Consider the following 22,289-nt stretch of genomic DNA (forward strand, 5'->3'; position numbering starts at 1 on the left):
AAGGTTGTGTTCTATCCTTACCGCTCTTATCTTGCAGGAGTAGCAGGGGCAGCAGGCTGCTGACTAATAGCCGGAGCTGGCGTTCCTGGCTTTCCCTTGATTACGTCAAGGATATCAAGTTCAAAGATCAAAGGCATGTAAGGAGGGATTGCAGGGCTACCCTGCTCACCGTATGCCAGTTTAGAAGGCAAAATCAAAGTCACCTTGGTTCCCTTAGGGAACATCAGCAGGGCCTCATCAAATCCAGGGATAGTAGCGCGCGCACCAGCAACCACTTTCATCGGCTCGTAAGGTGCCATTGGGTTAAACTGATTTTCCTTCTTTGCTACTTCTGCAACACTGGTCTGGAAGATCTTGCCCGTCAGGAACCGGCCTGTATAATTTAATTTCACCGTATCTCCTGCCGCTGGCTTAGGACCATTTCCCTGCTTGTCTACGATATAGTTCAAGCCAGAAGGAGTCTTTGACGGCTTCAGATTCTTTGAAGAAATGTAATTGCTGATCTTTCCGGCTTCCTGGTTTTTAGCCTTGGCAGATTCAGCCTTAAAGAATTGCTCGATCTTTCCGTTAAACTGCGCGTCTGACAGGTTTCCTTTTGGAATAACCTTGTCGATCTTGAAGGTGAACAGCATGTACTTACCCTTTGTATTAGGAGGTTTTGGCATGTTCATCTTTTGCTGTAACGAATCGATGTTGATCTTGAATGTGGCGCTATCTCCTTCACTCAGCATTCCGAGGGCCGCATAAATGTCGCCTTTAAAAACCGACTTTTGTTCTGCAACAAACATGGGTCTGTCGTAGTCGTATGTATTTTGCATGGTGGAGTCTTCCTCGGTCTTCTGGATCATCTGGAAAGCGATAAAGTCGCCCGCTTTGATCGCAGGTCCTTCCTTATCCTCGTGGATAATATACTGCATATCACCCTCTCCCTTTTTAAACTGCTTACAGCTTGATAATGCAAGTACTGCAAACCCTAAAACAATTAAGTTTTTCTTCATTTTTTTGGTTATTGTATTAAAAGACTTTTGTATTCTGGCAATAGTTGTTTAAAGCGAGCCACTGTGGCGTCAAGACTTTCTCCCGACTGTCCGCCGGCTGCATTGCGATGTCCCCCGCCCTGGAAATACTTCTTACATATTTCATTAGCAGGAAAGTCGCCTGTCGACCGCAGCGACAGCTTCACCAGCTGCTCCCGCTCAATAATAAGCGCCGCAAGCCTGATGCCATTTATGGTAAGGGCATAATTTACAAGCCCCTCGGTGTCTCCGGTCGAGATATTAAAACGCTCCAATTCTTCTTTCGACACCGAGATCATTGCCGTGTTATATTCAGAGAGCACTTCCAGCTTGTTTAAGAGGCAATAGCCCAGAAAGCGCAGCCGGTTCTCTGCAAAATTATCGTACACAAGCTGGTGAATTTTCCAATTCTCAGCACCCTTATCAATCAGGTCGGCAACAATGAGATGAACAGCGGACGTGGTGGTGGGAAAACGAAAAGACCCCGAATCGGTCATAATACCTGTATAAAGACAGGAAGCGACGTCTTTATTGATCAGGTTAGGCTCTTTCATTTCCTTCACAATAAACTCGTACACAAGCTGTGCCGTGGCGCAGGCATTGATGCTCCAATAACGGTAATCGTCAAAATCCTCCGGCTCCAGGTGATGATCAATCATCACTTTCTTAGCCGCAGCTTCCCTCACCCGTTCTCCCAGTTCATTAATTCTGGACAAGGAATTGAAGTCGAGACAGAAAATAAGATCAGCTTCTGCAACGTAACGCGCTGACTCTTCCTTCTTTTCCGTGTAGATAAGAACCTCCGGATTATTAGGCAGCCAGTGCAAAAATACAGGATAATCAGTCGGTGTGATCACCTTTACATGATGCCCTTTCTGCACCAGATAATTGTACAGCCCCAAAGAAGAGCCCATTGCATCACCGTCAGGCTTATGATGTGTAGTGATCACGATGTGCCTTGGATACGCTAATATTTCTTTCAGTGCTGTTAAGTCGAGCATCATAAGTCAAAAGAAATGCAAAGCTATTAAAAACAATGAGGTTATAAAATCAAAAACAAAGGTCTTTTTCCTATGTATATAACTATGATTTTCAATACGCTAGCTCCAGATTTCGGCAAGCGACATGAAAAGCTTATCTTTGGAGCAATTATTTTAACCATGAATACAACTACTACATTTACAATGATTAAGCCGGATGCTGTTAAGGCCGGCCATACGGGTGCAATCTTGGACGACATGATCAAGGCAGGGTTCAGACTGGTAGCTATCAAGCACCTTCGCCTTACTCCTGAAACAGCAGGAATTTTTTATCAGATCCACAAGGAAAGACCTTTCTTCAACGACCTGGTGGCTTTCATGAGCTCAGGACCTATCGTTGCTGCTGTACTTGAAAAAGAAAATGCAGTCGAAGATTTCCGCAAGCTGATCGGCGCTACCGATCCTTCAAAGGCAGACGCAGGGACCATACGCGCTAAGTATGCTTCTTCTATTCAGGAAAATGCTGTGCACGGATCTGACTCAAATGAGAACGCGGAACTGGAAGCAAGCTTCTTCTTTTCAGGACTGGAAAGACATCCTGACTTCCTTTAATCCCTGGCAACAGGGCAAAAATTTACGAAGAGAGGCCGCGCTGGTATAGTGCGGCCTCTCTTCGTTTTCAGATATACGGGACAACTCCCCTTGCTTATAAAAAAACAACTTCATCCAGCACCTTCGCCCCTGCCCGCTCATTCATGCGGTCCAGAATGTGTGTCCTGATCATCACAAGTTCATTCTTGAGAACGGATGAATCAACCTTGATGAACAGTTTCCGATCGCGGATGTACAACTTACTGGTTCTGTTCGCTACGGCTTTACCCATCATTTCAGGCCAGGCAACAATAAGGGAGGTTTCGTCAAACTTACGTTTAAGCTTATAAACCTGGAGCATCTGCTCAATTGCCTCTTTCAGTGATTTATCGTTTGTACGGCCCATGGTTATTGTACTGTTCCTTTTTCTACAGCAAAAATAGCAGGTTTAACGCCAATAGCGTCGAATATCGTCTCAATTCTCTCCCGGTTGGTATCAGTAATAAAGATCTGTCCGAAGTCCTCATGCGAGACCATCTGCATCAGCTTTTTTATCCGCTTCTCATCCAGCTTGTCAAAAATATCATCGAGAAGAAGAATGGGTTTAAATCCCTTGTTCTCCTGCAGGAAGGTGTACTGCGCAAGCTTCAGGGCAATTAAAAAAGACTTTTGCTGCCCCTGAGAGCCAAACTTCTTCATGGCCATGCCATTGACCGAGAACAGAAGATCGTCTTTGTGAATCCCCATTGTCGTCCTTTCCATCAGGCGGTCTCTCTCGGTGTTCTTCTTAAGCAACGATGCAAAGTCCTCCTTCAGCAGGGGCGACTCGTAAACGAGTTCCGTCTCCTCGGCATCACCGCTGATGTACCGGTAATGTTGCCGGAACACAGGAAGAAATGCATCCATAAATTCCTTTCGTTTCCCGAAGATGACATTGCCCGAAGCAACAAGCTGCTCGTTGTATATCTCAAGCAGGTCGGGATCGTAACGCCCGGTGTCAGCAATTGTCTTCAACAGGGCATTCCTGTTAAGCAAATTTTTATTGTAACTGATCAGTTCATCCAGATAGAGGGGATCTGTCTGCGAAATGACATTATCAATAAAGCGCCGGCGCTCCTCGCTCCCCTCAATGATGATGCTGACGTCATAAGGAGAGATCATCACCAGAGGAAAGTGCCCGATGTGCTCGGCCAGCCGCTGGTATTCTTTCTTGTTGCGCTTGAACTGCTTCTTCTGATTGCGTTTCAGCGAACAGGCCACCAGCTCCTCTTTCCCTTCCTTGTCGAAGGTTCCCTGCAAGAGAAAAAAGTCGGTCCCTGTCCTGATCTGCTGAGAATCGATCGGATTAAAATAGCTTTTACAGAGCGACAGGTAATGAATCGCATCAAGCAGGTTCGTTTTTCCTGCCCCATTGTCGCCGGTAAAGGCGTTAACCCCGGGAGCAAGTTCCAGACCCGCTTCTTCGTAGTTCTTAAAATTTAAAAGTGCAATCCTTTTCAGCCACATAGAACACCCCAAAGTTAAGCCTTTTATTTGGGGAATTGCCCTCGGCAGCCCTTTACATCATTCCCGTCCCTGCATAGCAGGCATCTTCATCAGCTGTACGGCCAAAAGCTCCTGTTTTTCCCTTGACAGTATCTCTTAAAAATGTATTTTTGCAAACTTCAATATCACGCAAATGGCGAATAATCAAAAAGATACTACTACACCGTCTGGCAAGCCGGCTGTTACCGGTAATTTTGTGCAGGAGAATAGAAAAAGCCTGGCATTTATCGGCGGAGCAATAGTTGCACTTGTATTACTTTATTTTGGATACCAGAAATTCTATCTTGCCCCCCGCGCAGAAAAAGCAGCAAATGAGATGTTTAAAGCAGAAGAGTATGCTGCTGTCGACTCTCTTACAGATAGAGCAATAAAGGGAGATGGCTCTTACCCCGGCTTCGAAAAGATTGCTGAGGAATATTCAAATACTAAATCAGCAAACCTTGCAAACGCCTATCTGGGAGGCTTGTATCTGAAAAAAGGCCAGTTCCAGAAAGCGATAGATGCCCTCGGCAACTACAGCAGCACCGGCAGTCCGGTCATTGATCCTCTTGTTCTTGGAATGCTTGGCGATGCCTACACCGAGTTAAAAGATTACGATCAGGCAATCACTTACTATAAAAAAGCATCCGACAAATCTGAGAACGCCTTCACCGCCCCTCTTTTCTTAAAGAAACTGGGACTGGTTTACGAAGAACAGAAAGATTTTAAAGCTGCGGCAGAAGCGTATAATAAGATAAAGGATAACTATCCTAACAGCTATGAAGCGTCAGTTATCGACGCTTATATTGCCCGCGCTGAAGCACATCAATAAAGAAATCAACTTTTAAAGTGGTAAATGACAGTATGAAGAGAACATATTGTTATTTACCACTTCTTGTTTTAAAACATCATCAGTATGGCAACCAATCTTAAAAGCCTATCCGATTTTTCACATACGACCATCCCCTCGGGGAAGTCTTACCGCTTCGCTATTGTTACCGCTCAGTGGAACGCTGACATCACAGGGAAGCTATACGAAGGTGCTTATGAGCTCCTGATCAGGCAGGACGTGTTGCCCCAAAACATTTTATCCGTAACTGTTCCGGGAAGCTATGAACTGATCTCCGGAGCCGACATGGTGATGAGAAACAAGAAAGTCGATGCCGTTATTTGCCTTGGCTGCGTAATCAAGGGCGAAACGCCCCATTTTGATTATATCTGCGACGCCGTGGCAAACGGACTGGCCAACGCAGGACTGAAACACCACATTCCCGTTATTTTTGGCGTATTGACAACAAACGACGAGACACAAGCACGTGAGCGCGCAGGAGGCAAACATGGAAATAAGGGCGAAGAAGCCGCTGCTACGGCTCTTTTAATGGCCGCTCTTCATACAACGCTGTGTGCAGATTAACATCATATTTTTTTCTTGTCTTTTATACCAGTAGCTGCGCAACCAAAAGAGATTTTATCCGTAAAAGCTAGACAATTGCATCAAAATTATTTACAAATGAAGAAATTTATCGTAGGCCTGCTCTTATTGATCTCTGTGAGTGTAGTGTTCGAATCATGTTCATCAAAAACATGTCCGGCCTATAACTCTTATCCGAAGTCAAGAAGAGGATAAGGTCAGACAGGAAAAACTAAAAAAGTACCTGCCAATGTCCTTTTGGAACAATATTCGCTCTCATTTCAACAAGTCTACTACTATGAATTGGAAACCTCTTGAAAGATTAGAACAATTACAGGAAATAAAGACGGCGAAGGGGTATAATATCCTTTTTAAACACAGCACCCGCTGCTCAATCAGCATGATGGTCAAAAGAAAGTTTGAACAGGATTGGAGTGCCTTGCCTCCCGACACCCCTGTATACTTTTTAGATCTGCTTAGTCACCGCGATATCTCCGCTGCTATTGCCGAAACCTTCGGCATCCGGCATGAGTCGCCGCAGCTATTACTCCTCAAAGACGGAGAATGTGTCTACGACGCCTCGCACGGTGAAATTTCTGCTGAAGTGACCGCCACGCTGATGGAGTGATCCATCAGCCGCTCAAACCCCTGGCTTCCTGATCAATACTGAAAGGTTATCTCTTTCCTGATTTCGGGATGGAGACTATAAAACACAGGGCAGGTTTTTGCGGCGTGTTCGAGCACCGCTTTTTCTTTGTCGCTGAAGTCCCTTCCTTTCAAATCAAAGGATACGTGGAGTTCTGTCACACGGCGGGGATCTGTCCCCATGATTTTGGTTACAGAACAGCCGATTCCGTCAAGGTCGATGCCGCGTTCCCGTGCCGCAATGCCCATGATGGTCAGCATACAGCTGCCGAGTGAAGTAGCCAGCAGGTCGGTTGGAGAAAAAGCCTGCCCCTTGCCCTGATTGTCGACTGGCGCATCGGTTATGATCTTTTCGCCCGATTGTAAGTGGGTTGCCTCGGTCCGCAGGTCGCCCTTGTAAATAATTTCTGATGTAGCCATTTTTCGTTAGAAGTGGCTAAAGTTATAAAAAACATTCATGAGCTGCGCAGCCCGCTCCCCTTTTCATAAGCACAGTGTCAAATTGTGCAGACCGGGTCTCACTATGTCAGAACTAAATAGCTACCTTTGTCACTATGATTGAATTGCCTGTAGTTCCTGCAAGCCAGACTCAGAGAAGACCAAACTGGCTTCGGGTTAAATTGCCTGTAGGGAAAGAATATGCAAACGTTAGGGGACTGGTAGACACTCACAAACTCCACACCATCTGTGAAAGCGGAAACTGTCCGAACATGGGAGAGTGCTGGGGCGCGGGTACCGCTACGTTCATGATCCTGGGAAATATATGTACCCGCTCGTGCTCATTCTGCGCCGTTGCGACTGGCCGTCCTCATGCGGTCGATATGGATGAACCTAACCGGGTGGCGAGCTCGATCAAATTGATGAATGTAAAACATGCTGTGATCACTTCCGTTGACCGTGACGACCTGAAAGACGGAGGGTCCATCATATGGGCTGAAACGATTAAAGCAATACGGCGTGAAAGTCCTCAAACCACAATGGAAACATTGATTCCCGACTTTAAAGGAATATGGGAAAACCTGTACCGGGTATGTCAGGAACGTCCGGAGGTGATGTCGCACAATATCGAAACGGTAAAAAGACTTACACGGCAGGTGCGTATTCAGGCAAAATATGAGCGCAGCCTGGAGGCTTTGAAACGGATATCAGAGTTCGGACTGAGAACAAAGTCGGGCATCATGCTCGGCCTTGGCGAAACAGAAGCAGACGTGGTAGAAACCATGCAGGATCTGGCAGACGCAGGTGTTCACATTCTGACGCTTGGCCAGTACCTTCAGCCAACAAAGAGCCATCATCCTGTGCTCGACTGGATCCATCCTGACCAGTTCGCAAAATATAAAGAAATCGGCCTCGACATGGGCTTCCGCTACGTGGAAAGCGGACCGCTGGTGCGGTCTTCCTATCACGCTGAAAAGCACTTATTTGATCAGGAACGATAGAAGCATTCGACGGAACAGCAGGAATGCCGGGCATGAACCGGCTTTAAAGATCCAAATACATAACAGGTGAATGGGTTTAACAGCCTCACCTGCATCACATCGCGCCTTGCAAGCTAAGCACTTGCGAGGCGTTCCATTGTTAACGGCAGCTCATCAATCAGTCTCGAAGGAGACACAACATAGCCTCTCAAAGCGTCGCCCGCAGCTCCATGGACATAAACGCCGAGCAAGGCAGCGGCGGCCGGCTCATATCCCTGCGCTATAAAGGAGGTGATGACCCCGGTGAGAACATCTCCCATACCTCCTGTCGACATTGAAGGCCCGCCAGTGGGGTTGAAAAAACAGCTCCCCTCAGGAGTGAAGACAATAGTATACCTGTTTTTCAGCACAATGGTACAGCCCAGTGTTGCCGCCCTGTCTATCCCCGTTTCTATGCGCGACCACCAGTTACTATGCTTTCCAAAAAGGCGGTCGAACTCTTTCAGATGAGGGGTAAACACCGATCCTTCCGGCACCTGCTGCATCAGTTCGTAGTTGGCCGCTAAGAGGTTCAGTGCATCGGCGTCGAACACAACAGGCTTTTGAAAACTCTTAAGAACCGCCTCCAGAGCAGCCAGGCCAGACCGTCCGGTACCTAAGCCGGGGCCGACACCTACAGCCTGATACCTGCCCCAGTCAACAGATCCCTGCAAGAAAGGTTCCTCTCTCAGCAGTGCCATTATCTCGGGGGCAGCAGTATTGAGGGCCGTCAATCCGCTTGACGGAATGCAGGCAGTGGTCAGTCCGGCACCGGCATTCAAACAGGCCCTTGAGGCCAGTAATGCGGCTCCCATGGTTTCAGGCGCACCTGCTACAAGCAGGGCATGACCAAAGGTTCCTTTGTGGGAGAATCGCTCCCGCGCCTTTAACCGGCTCCTGACATCGCTTTCCTCTGTCAAATAATAAGGTCCCCCGCACTTCTGAATAAAGGCCTCATCAAGACCGATATCCGCCACCCTGAAATCGCGCACATGCGATGCAGAGTCGGGAAGCAGAAAATTAATTTTGGGACGCTGGAACGAGATCGCCAGATCTGCTTTTAGTACCGTGTCTTCCTTATTCACCGGCCCTTCAGAGGGAAGCCCGGCAGGGACATCAACGGCTATCACGGTTTTCTCCTGCCGGTTTAGCCAGGCCACCAGCTCTTTCCACTGATCCGACAAAGGCTTGTTGAGGCCAGAACCTAAGAGTGCGTCGATGATGACCGACGCCGGTTCCTCCTGTATGTCGGAAGCGCTCTTCAGCTCCCTGAGCGCGAGGCCTGGCAATTGGGCTAAACGACGATAGTTGATCTCGAAGTCGCCTGTTGTGCGTTCTGAGAACCTGGCAATTACGACCTGAACGCTGTTGTACCCGGCCGAATACAATAGGCGGGCAATGGCAAGGCCGTCGCCCCCGTTGTTACCTGTACCGCAATACACTGCAATACTTAGGTTCCGGTCCGGATATTCTTCTTTAAAAAGTGCAACGAAAGCTTTTGACGCCGCTTCCATCAGATCTATTGATGAGATCCCCTTTGACGCTATAGTATAAGCGTCCGCTTCTCTCATTTGCTGTGCTGTAAGCAATTTCAACATAGTTCAAACATACTAATTGTTCCCGGCCAATTTCACCTTGTTACAATACGCAATAACTGCGCGTATGTTTTTTTGCGGCGTCTGAAACTCCTGCTTGCTAATCCGCTCTTTCTGTAAGGAGGAGACACCTCCAGCTATGCGCTCTTCCCCCTGGAGACTGACGCGACCCAGGTCAGAGAACGGTGCGTCCCGGAACAAAATCAGCCAGAAGACAAGAACGTACAAAGACCGGGATGAGACCGATTCGACTCGGTGCAGACTCGGTCCTGAGTCGGTCCTGACTCGGTCCTGAGTCGGTTCTGTCCCTTTCAATTCCCGCAACAGGGTGGGGACGGGTACGGGCCATGCCAGTGCGGAGCGACACCCTTACTCCTATCTGTAGAAAAGCTTGTAACGTCTTTCAAATTGCGCAAGGTCGCCGTAGGGTAATGATTCAATGGCCTCCACCGAGCTCTTCCTTTTACTGAGCTCCAGTATGAGCTGCCTGGCATAGGCAGGGTTGCTTTTCATCAGGTAGAAAACGATGCTGTAGGAGACATTGTAAAGATAGTCGAGCTTTGACTTATCCTGCCAGGCCGACAAGGGCAGCTGCAGAAAAGCGGACAGATCAAGATTATCGCCGGCAATATACTTCCTGACTGCTCCAAGCCGGTCTCTCTGCACCGATACTTCAACCGTATTGTATCGTACCTCCATTGATTCGAAAAAGACAGCAACACCTTCGTTCAGCCATCTGGGGACCGATTTCACATTGTGATGCATGAAGCAGTGGCTCATCTCATGCACGAGCGTGCGCATAAACTCGTCGTGTTTATAGATGAACACCTGCCTGAGAGAGGGCGAGTAGAAACCGGTAGCTGATATGAGACGTCCCCCCGCATCCTGACTGATCTTTTTATAGTCGCTGAAGCGTTGATACATGTTCAGGTAAATCTGAAGGCTGTCGTTTCTGGTGGTGCTGAAGAGCCCGTTATAGAGGCTGGCTTCATACTCCGCCAGCATCTGAATTTGTGAACGCTGTTCCTCACTGAGTTTGAAACCTACTGTGTTGAGCACGAGCTTTTGAGCAAACACAGGGGCCCCGCCCATCAGCAGCAATAGCATTAAGCATACTCTTAATAGTCTCATAAAAGAAGGTTTAGTAAGATGGGGCCGGCTCAAGATTGGCCGACCCGGTTATCGCTGCATTTCTATTTTCAGGAACTTGCCCGTGAAGCTCTCCTCCACTTTAGTCAGCTTCTCCGGTGGTCCCGCAAAGAGTATTTGCCCTCCGCCGGCACCTCCTTCAGGCCCCAGATCGATCACCCAGTCCGCTACTTTCACCACGTCGAGATTATGTTCAATAACCAGGACCGTGTTTCCATCATCCACCAGTCTGTTCAATACCCCGAGCAGCACGTTGATATCTTCAAAGTGGAGTCCGGTAGTCGGCTCATCGAGGATATAAAACGTCTTCCCGGTATCTTTCTTGGAAAGTTCAGTAGCAAGTTTGACACGCTGTGCCTCCCCTCCCGAAAGTGTAGTAGACGATTGTCCCAGCTTAATGTAGCCAAGACCAACGTCGTGCAAGGTCTTAATTTTCCGGTAGATGGAAGGAATGGCTTCAAAAAATCCAACGGCCTCCTCAATGCTCATGTCCAGCACGTCGCTGATAGACTTTCCGCGATACCGCACTTCCAGGGTCTCCCGGTTATAGCGTTTACCCTGGCACTCTTCGCATGGCACCTGCACGTCGGGAAGAAAGTTCATTTCAATGACTTTCATTCCGGCTCCCTGGCAGGTCTCGCACCGCCCCCTTTCACATTGAACGAGAAGCGTCCCGGCTTGTATCCACGTATCTTTGCTTCAGGCAACTGTACAAACAAGTTGCGGATATCGGAGAAGACCCCGGTATAGGTAGAGGGATTAGAGCGCGGCGTACGGCCGATAGGAGTCTGATCGATCTCTATTACCTTGTCTATATGCTCGAGGCCCTCAATCTTCTTATAGGGAAGCGGATGCTTTTTTGCTCTGAAAAAATGGTGATTAAGGATCGGGTAAAGCGTCTCTGTAATTAAAGTGGACTTTCCGCTGCCCGACACGCCTGTGATGCAGATAAACTTCCCGAGGGGAAACTCTGCGGTCACGTTCCTGAGGTTATTGCCGGTCGCATTTTTCAGGATCAGCGACTTGCCATTCCCTTTTCTCCTTTCAGCCGGAATTGCTATTTCGCGTTCTCCGCTGAGGTAGGCGGTTGTAAGGGTGCTGGCCTTTCTGATGGCTGAGGGTTCACCTTCTGCCACCACTTCGCCGCCGTGTACTCCGGCTGCAGGTCCCATGTCAATAACATGGTCGGCTTCCAGAATCATATCTTTATCGTGTTCTACCACCAGTACCGAGTTCCCGATATCCCGCAGGTTCTTTAGAGCAGCTATGAGCCTTGCGTTATCGCGCTGGTGAAGGCCGATGCTGGGCTCGTCCAGGATATACAGCACGTTGACCAGCTGGGAGCCGATCTGGGTAGCCAGACGGATACGCTGTGCTTCTCCGCCAGAGAGCGTCCTCGCCGTCCGGTCAAGAGTGAGGTAGCTAAGGCCTACATCGAGAAGGAAGCCGATACGTGCACGGATCTCCTTCAGGATTTCCTTTGCAATGACGTTCTGCCGCTCCGACAGCCTGTCTTCAATACCCTCAAACCAGGAAGCAAGCTGACCTATATCCATGCTTGCCAGCTCGAAGATATTCTTCTCTGACACTTTAAAGTGCAGCGATTCCTTTTTTAACCTGGCGCCATGACAAACGGGACAGGTCTTGAGCACCCGGAAGTTTTCAAGATCATCGGCCGCATCTTCACCTCTGCGTTCTGTCTGCTCCTCCAGCATTTTGATGATCCCCTCAAAGGTGATCTGGTAGTTCTGAACATTCCACTTGTTGTACTCTACAGGCACTGTAAGCATTTCGTCTGAACCGTTGAGGATGATATCCAGGATTTCGCGGGGCATCTTCTCAATCGGAGCAGATAAAGAAAAACCGTACTTCTTGGCCAGCGCTTTCAACACCTGAAACATCCAGGTTTCGCGGTACTCTCCGAGTGGAGCCAGTCCTCCCTGCAGAATGCTGAGCTTGGGATTCGGGATAACCGACGACTCTTCAATCTCATAGATATACCCCAGTCCGTCGCACTTTTCGCATGCGCCGTAGGGTGAATTGAAAGAAAACGTATTAGGCTGGGGCTCATCGTAAGAGATCCCCGAAACGGGGTCCATCAGATAGCGGCTGAAAAAGAATTCGTTGTTATCCTGATCTGACAACTTAATAATCCCTTTCGATGTTTTCAGCGCGGTCTGGATAGAACTGTAAAGTCGCTTGGTATCTTTCTCGCTCACCACCAGGCGGTCGATCACCATTTCAATGTCGTGGATCTTATAGCGGTCAACCTGCATCTTCGGTACCAGATCTACGATCTCCCCGTCGACTCTCACCTTCAGGTAACCCTGCTTGCGGATCTGCTCAAACAGCTCGCGGTAATGTCCCTTTCTTCCCTTGACTACCGGAGCCAGCACATTGACCGGCTTACCATCGAACTGCTGCAGGATATTCCGCAGCATCTGATCTTCAGACATGCGCTCCATCTTCTGCCCGGTTACATAGGAGTAAGCCTCCCCGGTTCGGGCGAAAAGCAGACGCATGAAATCGTAGATCTCCGTAATGGTGCCTACAGTCGAGCGCGGATTCTTTGAGGTGGTCTTTTGCTCAATGGCGATAACGGGGCTTAAGCCGGAGATCTTGTCGACGTCAGGCCGCTCCATCCCTCCAAGGAACTGGCGGGAATACGCGCTGAAGGTCTCCATGTAGCGGCGTTGCCCCTCAGCGTAAATGGTATCAAAGGCAAGTGACGACTTCCCGCTTCCGCTCAGGCCTGTGATCACCACGAGCTTGTTACGCGGAAAAGAGACGTCAATATTTTTTAGATTATGAACCCTGGCTCCAAACACTTCAACTTCACTCTGTTCCCCAAGGTCTGGTGTATTTTTGTCCATCAATTTTATACCTGTCAAAAAATTCCTGTAAAGATCGGGTAATAGGAGGAAGAATCAAGCAGAAAAACGCCAACATTTCTTTTGTATGACCAAAGCAAAGGCCGCCTGCATGGGCCTTTGCTTCCCATCAGCTACATGGAGTTGGATTGCAGAATAGAAAAGGCTTTAACCGCCTTTTGTTCCTGCTCGGCGCTCATGAACTCATGGAACGGAGCTTTCACGCTTTCCTCCTTTCGGGCCAGCAGCCGTCTGTTCCTGGCTGAATACCCATACTTAACGGGATGTTCAATGATCTCCTTCATGGAGACCAGCTTGTAGATGTAAGAGGCTGTTTCCCTGTTCAGCCTCATTTTAAAGTAGTTGCGATGTCCCTGTCGTGAGATATGCTGCTTTAAACTATTCTCCCCAATGTTATAAGCAGCGGCAACGAGCGTCCAGTTCTTAAAAATGGCGTGCAGCTCTTTCAGATAGCGGCACGCGGCAAGTGTTGACTTACGCAAATCATTACGCTCATCTACAGACCGCGTTATTTTTAGTCCGTAGGTCCGTGCGGTATGCGGCATGAACTGCCAGTAACCCGCAGCTCCGCGGTGTGAGGTGCCCCACATAAGACCGCTTTCTACCAGCGGAATGTATTTAAAATCCTCGGGGATTCCGTGTCGGGCAAGAATGGGTTCGATAACCGGAAACCACTCTTTGGCTTTAGAATGAAGCCTGTCTGTCTGAATATGCTTGTAGCTATTCTTTTTCAAGTACTTGTCCATCTTCCAGGCTACCTTTTTATTATGCAGGGGTACCTTTTCGTTGGCAAAGCTGAACTTCGCCTTTGGAGATGTCACTTTCTGTTCCTGGGGAGAAGGGAAATCCACCGGTTGTGGAAACGAAATAATTGGTGTCTGCGGGTCCCGTTTCATCCATATCTTAGACGATATGATCAGCAAAAGAATCACAGAACACGCGATCAAATGTTTCTTAATCATGCGTTCCTTTCTTAAAGTTAAACAAAAAAGAATTTCAAAGGTAAACAATATATATCTAATTTCCAAGCACTTACATATTAACCCCTCAGTATCAAGACATTAATATCGGTTAAAACACTGTTTTTCCCGGCTGTATTTACTGCATTAAAGCCGCCCCTTATTGAGGCCTGATGGCGCCCTTTCGGAAGCACGGTTTCAGTCCTGGTAAGCAAGTCCCCGACTAAAAATAAATTAAACAGATTCAAGCTTTTAACGTTTAATTGACTATCTTTGCACCCCATTTCAAAAAGGTTATTAGCATTATCATGCCATACAAAAACAGCAGGAACAGTCGGGAAGACAAGTCCTTAAAAAACAATCGTTTCGAGAGCGGCTCTAAAAACGAACGGCCGAGAAGAACAAACAGCGGAACCCCTAAAAAGTTTGAGGGCGGGCGAAAAGCCGCAGGAGACGACCGGCGCAGGGGAGCTGGCTTTAGTTCAGGCGACGACAGGAGATTTGATAAAGGACGTTCAGCCGGACGCGATGAAAGAGGTGCTTTCGGCGATCAGGCAAGAAGCGCAAGACCGTACAGAGAAGCTGGTGAAAGACGATCAGAAGGAGACAGAAAAGAGGGATCTTATGGCAAACCTTTTAGAAAGCCCGGATTTGGCGGCGACAGACGGTCGTCATCTGAGGGTCGCGAACGGGGATCTTTCGGAAGCAGCAGTGAGCGTAAGCCATTTTCTGAAGGGAGAGAGAGAAAGTCATTCGGCGAAGGCAGAGAAAGAAAGCCATTTGGTGAAGGCAGAGAGAGAAAGCCGTTTGGCGAAAGCAGAGACCGCGGTGAGTACAGGCCCAACAGGAAAGATTCGCGCAGCGACTACGGAGGCCGGCCACGCCGGGATGAGGGAGGTTTTGAAAAACGCCCATACCAGTCTGACAGGAAAGACTCCCGCCGCGATTTCCAGGGAGGCCGCTCTGACAGACGCCCCGCAGGAAGACGTAAATACGAGGATGGTGAAAACCGCCAATGGACTTCGGAAGAGCATTTCGACCAGCCTGCCACATTGAGAGGCAGAAAAGGCAGTGAAAACAAGGAGAGCAGTGAACTTATCCGCTTAAACCGCTACATCGCCAATGCCGGCATCTGTTCGAGAAGAAAGGCTGATGAGCTGATTGAGGCAGGAGTAATTACAGTAAACGGCGAAGCTGTTTCTGAACTGGGATACAAGGTAAATCCGGCAAAAGACGAGATCCGCTATAATGGCGAACTCCTCAAAAGAGAAAAGATGGTGTACGTCCTTCTCAACAAGCCTAAAGATTATATCACCACTACAGACGATCCTCAGGAGCGCAAGACGGTGATGCAGCTTGTAGAGAAAGCTTCGAGAGAGAGGATCTATCCGGTAGGCCGGCTCGACCGCAACACAACCGGACTACTCCTGATGACGAATGACGGGGATCTTGCAGAGAAACTGTCTCATCCAAGGAACAACGTTACCAAGATCTATCAGGTTGAGTTAAGCAAAAGCCTCAGCCAGGGCGATCTGAACAAGATCGGCTTCGGGATTGAGCTGGAAGACGGTTTCATTAAGCCTGATGTAGTAAGCTATGTCCAGGGCGGCAGCAAGAGAGAAATAGGCATCCAGATTCACAGCGGGAAAAACCGCATCGTGAGAAGGATATTTGAACACCTGGGCTACGAAGTTGTAAAGCTCGACCGGGTGGTATACGCCAACCTCACCAAGAAAGACCTGCCACGCGGCAGATGGCGCTATCTGGATGAGAAAGAAATTATCCAGCTAAAGCATTTCGTAAAATAACAGAAAGCTCCGGAACAATCCGGGGCTTTCTTGTTTATGAGAGGTGCCCTCTAACGCCGAATATTCACACGAAAAGCGTCTCTGCAAGCTGATCATCCTGCTGTTTGCGCTGCTGAAACTTCTTGCAGGCCTCAGCACCCACCGTGACTTCGGGCTCCATGGCGACGAGCACTTCTATCTTACCCTGGCTGAGCACTTAGACTGGGGGTACAAGGAAACCTCTCCGGCAATTGCAGTGACAGGCCGCCTGCTGCACACGTTGGGAGCCACGGGCACCTTCAGCGTCCGCCTGTTGCCCGCTATAGCCGGGGCAGCAATGATGTGGTTCGCCGGGATGATCAGCCTCTCACTTGGCGGCAGAAGATGGGCAGTGACGATCAGCTCCCTCGCAATCCTCTTTTCCCCCGCACTGCTGGCAACAGGCTATATGCTTCAGCCCGTGGTGTTCGACCAGTTAGCCTGGACAGCACTTTCCCTTCTCTTTGTCCTCATCCTCAAGGAGGGCGGGACCACCAAATACATCCTCCTTTCGGGCTTTGTCTGCGGCATCGGCCTGCTGACCAAATATGCGGTTGCGCTGTATATTGCCTCATTCTTTGCCGCTTTGGTAGTGTGCCGGCGGTGGAGCTTGCTGCGACAGCGGTCCTGCCTGGGGGCATCAATAATAGCCATGATAATGGTTCTGCCCAATCTTGCCTGGCAGCAGCTGCACAACTGGCCTATCCTCGAACAGCTTGGCGATGTACAGCGGGACGCCCTGGCAAACATCCCCCCTCTTGTCTTCCTCGCCCAGCTGCTTCAGGCTCACGGTGCAGCTATTCTGGTCTGGCCCTTCGGCTTATACGCGCTGGCACAACAGGATAACCAACGGTATCGTCCTCTTGCTGTCTCCTTTATAATTCTCCTCCTTCTGCTGATTGCAGTGCAAGGAAAGCTTTATTATGCCTTTGGTATCTTCCCTCTGCTGATGGCCGCCGGAGGAGTATTTATCGAAAGAAAAACGGCAGGACGGAGATGGGTTATGTCCTTGCCGATTGTGATCGCATTTACAGGCATTACCATACTGCCTTCGGTCGTCCCCATACTCTCACGTCCCTCCGAACTCCTGTATTTCAGGGCGATGAAAGAGGACGCAGGGATCGGGTTTCCTTTGCAGTGGCATGACGGAAAGATCCATGATCTGCCGGAATACTATGCCAGCATGCTCGGATGGAAAGAGCTGGCCGACAAGACCGACAAAGTGCTGGGCTCGCTGACGCGAGAGCAAAGGGCAGCTGCGGTGATCTTCTGTCCTGACTACGCAATGGCAGGAGCTATCTCGACGATCTGCCGATCAAGCCCCTTTCCGCCCGTTCTGTGCCCCTCCAGCAGCTTCCGATACTGGGCATCCCCCGACCGCAAGGCACTTTATCTTATTTTGATCTTGCCCGCCGCAGGGCGCCCCATTCCGGCTCTCCTTCGTAACCGGCTTCCTGAAGCCGTGATTGAAGACCCGCACGCCAAAATAAAGGGAGCAAGAATTTACTACGTTCCGCTCGAAAAGGAACAAAGCACCCGGGAAATAGAAAGACTTTGTCAATAAATCTCTAACTTAGTTTTTATGAACAAATACCACTACCTGGCAGTTACTATCATTTTATCTGTAGGATCTGTCTTTATGAACGTTGCTGAAGCACAAAAGCTTGATCTGGTGATCGGCACCTATACAAACAAGGGAACAAGCGAAGGAATATATGTTTACGAGTTCGACTGCCAGAGCGGCAAGTCGACGTATAAAAACAAGGTGACGGGAGTAAGTGACCCCTCCTATCTTGCTATCAGCAAAGACAGCAAGTTCCTTTATGCAGTGAATGAAGGAGAGGCTGCCGTCAGCGCTTTTTCCTTTGATAAGCAGAGCGGGGCGATCACCTTCCTGAATAAAAAGCCCTCAAAAGGCGGAGCTCCATGCTACATTGTGACCGACCAGTCGCAGCGGCATGTTATTGTGGGGAACTACAGTGGCGGTAATTTAAGCGTTTTCCCTATCAAGGAAGACGGGTCTATAGGCGATGCGATCCAGACCATTCAGCACAAAGGCAGCGGTGTCGACAAGGAAAGACAGGAAGGGCCGCACGTGCATTCTACAGTCTTCAGTCCTGATCAGAAGTACGTTTTCGTGAGCGATTTAGGAACAGACCAGATCTCTTCATACAAATTTAACCCCAGCAGTGCGGCTCAACCCTTAAGTCCTGCAAGCCCTGCCTATACCGAAGTACCAAAAGGCAGCGGCCCCCGGCACCTCGATTTTCATCCCAGCGGCAAATTTGCCTATTCAATTCAGGAGATGTCGGGCAATGTTTCCGTTTTCCAGTATCAGCAGGGTCAATTAAAGCTAATCCAGAACATTTCGATGCTCGACCCGGGTTTTAAAGGAAAAACAGGAGCCGCGGACGTACACGTATCGCCCGACGGGAAGTTCCTGTATACGTCGAACCGGGGCGATGCGAATGACATTGCTGTATTTTCAATCAACCCCTCAAACGGAAAGCTTAGCCTTAAAGGACGGTCGTCCACTCTGGGTAAAGGCCCGCGGAATTTTGCGATCGATCCGACAGGCAACTATCTGCTTGCGGGCAATCACAACAGCGATTATATCGTGGTATTTAAGAGGAATAAGACTACCGGTCTTTTAGCCGATACAGGCGAAAGGATTAAGGTGGGCGCACCGGTGTGCCTCAAATTCGTGAGATAAACAGAGGGGCAGGATCCCTCCTGTACTCAAAGGCTTCCTGCCAGCTTTCTGCTGCTGTTGTTTTCAAGCACCTCCCGGTAAAATGCTTCATATTGCGGAAGTATGAAGCTTAAGTCGAACTCCCTTGCCCGCGCGAGGGCGCTTTCCTTAAAGGATTCCAGCCGGTCGCGATCTTCCAGGATATAGATTGCATTTTTCGACATATCCGCCACGTCGCCTACTTCACTGAGGAAGCCTGTCACTCCGTTTACATTCAGCTCAGGCAGTCCCCCGGCGTTCGTACTGATCACCGGCACCTTACAAGCCATTGCCTCAAGAGCCGCAAGGCCGAAGCTCTCAGACTCGGACGGCATCAGGAACAAGTCTGCCACCGAGAGGATCTCCTCCACGGCGTCCTGCTTACCCAGGAACCGCACGTTGTCACATACTCCCAGTTCGCGGCACAGCTGCTCACAGTTCACCCGGTCGGGACCATCGCCTACCATCAGCAACTTGGAGGGTATCTTTTCCTGGACCTTTTTAAAAACTTTGATCACATCAGCCGCCCGCTTTACCTTTCTGAAGTTCGAGGTGTGCACCAAAATAACTTCGTTCATAGGAGCAATAGCCTTCTTGAAGTGATCTTTGCGCTTATGGCTAAAACGGCCAAGGTCTATAAAGTTAGGGATCACCTCTATTTCCTTCTCAATTTCGAAGTGACTGTAGGTAGCTTCGCGCAGATGCTCAGAAACAGCCGTTACACCGTCCGACTGGTTGATAGAAAAGGTAACAACAGGTTTGAACGTCACGTCTTTACCAACCAGCGTAATATCGGTTCCGTGCAGGGTGGTCACTACAGGAATATGGATACCATAGGTAGCCAGGATCTGCTTGGCCATAAAGGCAGCTGATGCATGGGGGATAGCATAATGAACGTGGAGCAGCTCAAGCCCCTCAAAGCGAACTACATCGACCAGCTTGCTGGCCAGTACCAGCTCGTAGGGAGGGTAATCAAACAATGGATACTGCGACACGGATACTTCGTGGTAGTACAGATTCTCGGAAAAGAAATCAAGCCGCGCCGGCTGGCTATACGTGATAAAGTGAACCTGATGTCCATTATCAGCCAGGGCTTTACCCAATTCTGTTGCAACAACGCCGCTTCCCCCGAAAGTAGGGTAACAAACAATTCCGATCTTCATGTTGCAAATTAAAGACAAAAAGACGAACAGATTGTTTCCCTCTCGTAAATTCTGAAGGGCCTTTACAAATTACGCTGGATCGCGCGGTAGATCACATCCTGAATGCGGCCTCTTATCCTCATGCTGCTTAATTTATTTGCAGGCTGATCGTTCAGTCTGTTAGAGAGAAACACATAGATCAGGTTGTATTTAGGGTCGACCCATACACAGGTACCGGTGAAGCCGGTATGCCCATAAGTCTCGGGCGAGGCCAGATCAGAGGGGTAATGAGTAGAACGGTTGGGGTCCCACCTGTCAAAGCCAAGGCCCCTCCTGCTCATTTTCGACTGCCGGGAGGTGAACAAACTGACGGTTGCCGGCTGGAAATATTGAGTACCACCATAAGTTCCGCCGTTGAGCAACATCTGAAAGAGGATAGCCATATCATTGGCCGTAGCGAACACACCGGCGTGTCCTGCAACCCCTCCTGCCAGTGCCGCTCCCTGATCGTGCACGTAGCCCTGCAGGAGGCTCTTTCTAAAGTAAGTATCATTCTCAGTCGGAGCAATACGACTCTTGTCGAAGCGCAAACGCGGCTTGTAACCCGCGGTATACATCCCCAGGGGAGCGTAGAACTGCTCTTCAACATACTGGTCAAGCCGTTCAGAAGAGAGATACTCCACAATCTCTTTCATGAAGTACATGCTGAGGTCGCTGTATTCATATTTCCCTCTTTGCCGCAGGCTCGTGGCCAGCATACGCGGGAGCATCACCTCCTCGTAATACCCTTTCCTGAGGTAGAAATTGTCTGCCACCTTAACGGAATAAAGATCTGAAGAATCGCGGCTGAAATCGGACGGCCGGATGGCATTATGGAAGGGAATGTAGGGAACCAGCCCCCTTCGTGGAGCATCAGCTCACGAACCGTGAGCGAACTCTTATTGGTATTGGCAGAGAGGGGGAAATAGGTTGAGATTGGGGTATCGAGACGGAGCTTATCCTGCTCGTACAACTTCATAGCCGCCATAGTAGTTGAAGCTATTTTCGACACAGAAGCCAGATCAAAGATGTCCGACGCTTTCGTAACATATTCACCTCCATAAGTATGAGAACCGTATGCCTTTTCAAAGATCACCTTTCCGTCTTTGGCTACCAGCACGACCGCGCCAGGAGTAGCATGAGCACGTATCGCTTCGGCCACGATGCCATCAATCTCTTTCAAGTTCCGGCTGTCAATTCCTGCGTCTTCAGGCACTGAATAGCGGAGGCGCACCACTTTAGTGCTGTATCCGTCCCCTCGCTTATAGCTTGCTGACACGTCCGCACCGAGACGCGCTGAGGCGGCCACACCGCCGAAGATAAGCTGAGCCGAAAAACCAGAAGCAACCGCCGAACTCCTCAGGCAGCTGATAACAGGAAAGGCAGCCCCCTCGAGGTAACGAAGATTTGCCGGATCGCCTGAAACGACCGCCAGCACCTGTCGGCTTTTTGCCAGCTCTGTAATGAAATTCCGCTTTACCGAGTCTGCCAGAGCCGGCCCGGGAATTTGGATCACCACGGTGTTATAGAATTTAAGCAGGGCTCCCAGCTCGTTCAAACGTTCTGAGGGATAGCCCTCCGACGTGAACCGTGCAATAGCGGCATACCGGCTCATCACGCTATCAAAGGCGGCTGCATAAGGAGAGCCAAGATTCAGACTGGCGATCTTTCGGTTAGCCAGATCAGCCAGGGGAATAGTTCCCGAACTGTTATTAAGCAGGACTGTAGACCTTTCAGCATCCGCCATTTGCTCCACCCACTCCTTTTCGGGTTGCATACAGGAAAAGCTGAAGGCGTTCAGCGAAAGAAGCATCAGGAATAGTAAAGGAGAGAGGCGACTGAAGGAAGATAAATTAACACGGAGTTTCATAAAGCAAAGTTCGCTGGTAAAGTAACGAAGTTTGCTACAACTAATTGCCAGTAAAATAAAAAAGCCCGGAATATCCGGGCCTGGTTAGTTTGAGTGTTGTTTCCCATCTTTTTACAAAGTAGCAGCACTTGGCTTGCTTTTTAAAAGCCCGCCGGCTTGAGCTGTTATTCTGTAAATGGTTAAATTAGTATTAGTTGTTGATTAAGAGTTTGTAAACATGAAAGTCTACATAAAAAACGACAAATGCAAGTATATTTTGAAAAAAGAGGGCAAAAGAAGTGTCTGTTAGCTGTGTATGGAGTGCACAGCCTGTCCAGCGTAGCGATGAACGTTTTAATTCACAGGCATTTAAAATCAGAAACGAAACAAACACCCCTTTAGTATCTGCCATCAAAATAATTTTTATTATTTGACGACTTAACGCCGCGGAGCCTTGCAGCCCGAGTCCTATAGTTTTTTATTA

The 22,289-nt window shown here is 49.1% G+C and carries 19 protein-coding genes and 1 pseudogene; 8 read left to right on the forward strand and 12 right to left on the reverse strand.

Annotation, left to right across the window (positions count from 1 at the left end):
* Nucleotides 1-26: 26 nt before the first annotated feature.
* Both ACES2C_RS03535 and ACES2C_RS03540 read right to left on the reverse strand, forming a co-directional pair.
* Nucleotides 27-998, reverse strand: coding sequence for an FKBP-type peptidyl-prolyl cis-trans isomerase (locus tag ACES2C_RS03535; RefSeq protein ID WP_374165634.1), 972 nt, complete (start codon nt 996-998; stop codon nt 27-29).
* Between the two features lie 8 nt (nt 999-1,006).
* Complete coding sequence (locus ACES2C_RS03540) at nt 1,007-2,017, reverse strand: bifunctional oligoribonuclease/PAP phosphatase NrnA (RefSeq protein WP_374166900.1); 1,011 nt, start codon at nt 2,015-2,017, stop codon at nt 1,007-1,009.
* Nucleotides 2,018-2,176: 159 nt separating this feature from the next.
* Between ACES2C_RS03540 and ACES2C_RS03545 the strand changes: the two genes are divergently transcribed.
* Nucleotides 2,177-2,608 (forward strand): nucleoside-diphosphate kinase, encoded by a 432-nt coding sequence (locus ACES2C_RS03545; RefSeq protein ID WP_374165635.1) that lies wholly within the window; start codon nt 2,177-2,179, stop codon nt 2,606-2,608.
* A 94-nt stretch (nt 2,609-2,702) separates the two neighbouring features.
* Here ACES2C_RS03545 and ACES2C_RS03550 read toward each other — a convergent pair whose 3' ends face one another.
* Complete coding sequence (locus tag ACES2C_RS03550) at nt 2,703-2,993, reverse strand: DUF721 domain-containing protein (RefSeq protein WP_374165636.1); 291 nt, start codon at nt 2,991-2,993, stop codon at nt 2,703-2,705.
* Between the two features lie 2 nt (nt 2,994-2,995).
* Nucleotides 2,996-4,093 carry a DNA replication/repair protein RecF gene (gene recF, locus ACES2C_RS03555; protein WP_374165637.1) on the reverse strand — a complete coding sequence of 366 codons (1,098 nt, stop codon included), beginning with the start codon at nt 4,091-4,093 and terminating at the stop codon, nt 2,996-2,998.
* A gap of 172 nt (nt 4,094-4,265) precedes the next feature.
* Between recF and ACES2C_RS03560 the strand changes: the two genes are divergently transcribed.
* From ACES2C_RS03560 to ytxJ, 3 genes are all read left to right on the forward strand, one after another.
* The gene (locus ACES2C_RS03560) at nt 4,266-4,943 is read left to right on the forward strand and encodes a tetratricopeptide repeat protein (protein ID WP_374165638.1); all 678 of its coding nucleotides are present in this window, start codon (nt 4,266-4,268) and stop codon (nt 4,941-4,943) included.
* A gap of 84 nt (nt 4,944-5,027) precedes the next feature.
* On the forward strand, nt 5,028-5,525 hold the full coding sequence (gene ribH, locus ACES2C_RS03565; RefSeq protein ID WP_374165639.1) for a 6,7-dimethyl-8-ribityllumazine synthase: 498 nt from the start codon (nt 5,028-5,030) through the stop codon (nt 5,523-5,525).
* A gap of 295 nt (nt 5,526-5,820) precedes the next feature.
* On the forward strand, nt 5,821-6,150 hold the full coding sequence (ytxJ, locus tag ACES2C_RS03570) for a bacillithiol system redox-active protein YtxJ (RefSeq protein WP_374165640.1): 330 nt from the start codon (nt 5,821-5,823) through the stop codon (nt 6,148-6,150).
* A gap of 32 nt (nt 6,151-6,182) precedes the next feature.
* On the opposite strand, the gene ACES2C_RS03575 is transcribed toward ytxJ, so the two are convergent.
* On the reverse strand, nt 6,183-6,587 hold the full coding sequence (locus ACES2C_RS03575) for an OsmC family protein (protein WP_374165641.1): 405 nt from the start codon (nt 6,585-6,587) through the stop codon (nt 6,183-6,185).
* A gap of 134 nt (nt 6,588-6,721) precedes the next feature.
* Between ACES2C_RS03575 and lipA the strand changes: the two genes are divergently transcribed.
* Entirely contained in the window at nt 6,722-7,606 is an 885-nt protein-coding gene (lipA, locus tag ACES2C_RS03580) for a lipoyl synthase (protein WP_374165642.1), read from the forward strand.
* A gap of 113 nt (nt 7,607-7,719) precedes the next feature.
* Here lipA and ACES2C_RS03585 read toward each other — a convergent pair whose 3' ends face one another.
* The 4 genes and pseudogenes from ACES2C_RS03585 to ACES2C_RS03600 form a co-directional block, all read right to left on the reverse strand.
* Complete coding sequence (locus ACES2C_RS03585; RefSeq protein ID WP_374165643.1) at nt 7,720-9,222, reverse strand: NAD(P)H-hydrate dehydratase; 1,503 nt, start codon at nt 9,220-9,222, stop codon at nt 7,720-7,722.
* Between the two features lie 372 nt (nt 9,223-9,594).
* Entirely contained in the window at nt 9,595-10,350 is a 756-nt protein-coding gene (locus ACES2C_RS03590) for a DUF1570 domain-containing protein (protein WP_374165644.1), read from the reverse strand.
* 48 nt (nt 10,351-10,398) lie between these two features.
* A pseudogene (uvrA, locus tag ACES2C_RS03595) lies at nt 10,399-13,241 on the reverse strand (excinuclease ABC subunit UvrA).
* A 131-nt stretch (nt 13,242-13,372) separates the two neighbouring features.
* Complete coding sequence (locus ACES2C_RS03600; RefSeq protein WP_374165645.1) at nt 13,373-14,221, reverse strand: lytic transglycosylase domain-containing protein; 849 nt, start codon at nt 14,219-14,221, stop codon at nt 13,373-13,375.
* 305 nt (nt 14,222-14,526) lie between these two features.
* On the opposite strand from ACES2C_RS03600, the gene ACES2C_RS03605 reads away from it, so the two are divergent.
* Genes ACES2C_RS03605 through ACES2C_RS03615 form a run of 3 tightly spaced genes read left to right on the forward strand, consistent with a single transcriptional unit; the run spans nt 14,527 to nt 18,757 of the window.
* Complete coding sequence (locus ACES2C_RS03605; protein WP_374165646.1) at nt 14,527-16,026, forward strand: pseudouridine synthase; 1,500 nt, start codon at nt 14,527-14,529, stop codon at nt 16,024-16,026.
* A gap of 43 nt (nt 16,027-16,069) precedes the next feature.
* The gene (locus tag ACES2C_RS03610) at nt 16,070-17,608 is read left to right on the forward strand and encodes an ArnT family glycosyltransferase (protein WP_374165647.1); all 1,539 of its coding nucleotides are present in this window, start codon (nt 16,070-16,072) and stop codon (nt 17,606-17,608) included.
* A gap of 18 nt (nt 17,609-17,626) precedes the next feature.
* Nucleotides 17,627-18,757: a lactonase family protein gene (locus ACES2C_RS03615; protein WP_374165648.1), complete on the forward strand. Its 1,131-nt coding sequence runs from the start codon at nt 17,627-17,629 to the stop codon at nt 18,755-18,757.
* A gap of 26 nt (nt 18,758-18,783) precedes the next feature.
* Here ACES2C_RS03615 and bshA read toward each other — a convergent pair whose 3' ends face one another.
* The 3 genes from bshA to ACES2C_RS03630 form a co-directional block, all read right to left on the reverse strand.
* A complete protein-coding gene (gene bshA / locus ACES2C_RS03620; RefSeq protein ID WP_374165649.1) occupies nt 18,784-19,938 on the reverse strand; it encodes an N-acetyl-alpha-D-glucosaminyl L-malate synthase BshA in 1,155 nt (384 codons plus the stop codon).
* Nucleotides 19,939-20,000: 62 nt separating this feature from the next.
* Nucleotides 20,001-20,732: a serine hydrolase gene (locus tag ACES2C_RS03625; protein WP_374165650.1), complete on the reverse strand. Its 732-nt coding sequence runs from the start codon at nt 20,730-20,732 to the stop codon at nt 20,001-20,003.
* Nucleotides 20,687-21,826 (reverse strand): serine hydrolase domain-containing protein, encoded by a 1,140-nt coding sequence (locus ACES2C_RS03630; RefSeq protein WP_374165651.1) that lies wholly within the window; start codon nt 21,824-21,826, stop codon nt 20,687-20,689. Before ACES2C_RS03630 ends, ACES2C_RS03625 begins: the two co-directional genes overlap by 46 nt.
* Nucleotides 21,827-22,289: the final 463 nt, after the last annotated feature.

Origin of the sequence: Arcticibacter sp. MXS-1, assembly GCF_041902385.1 — a bacterium.
Classification (GTDB): Bacteria; Bacteroidota; Bacteroidia; order Sphingobacteriales; family Sphingobacteriaceae; genus Arcticibacter.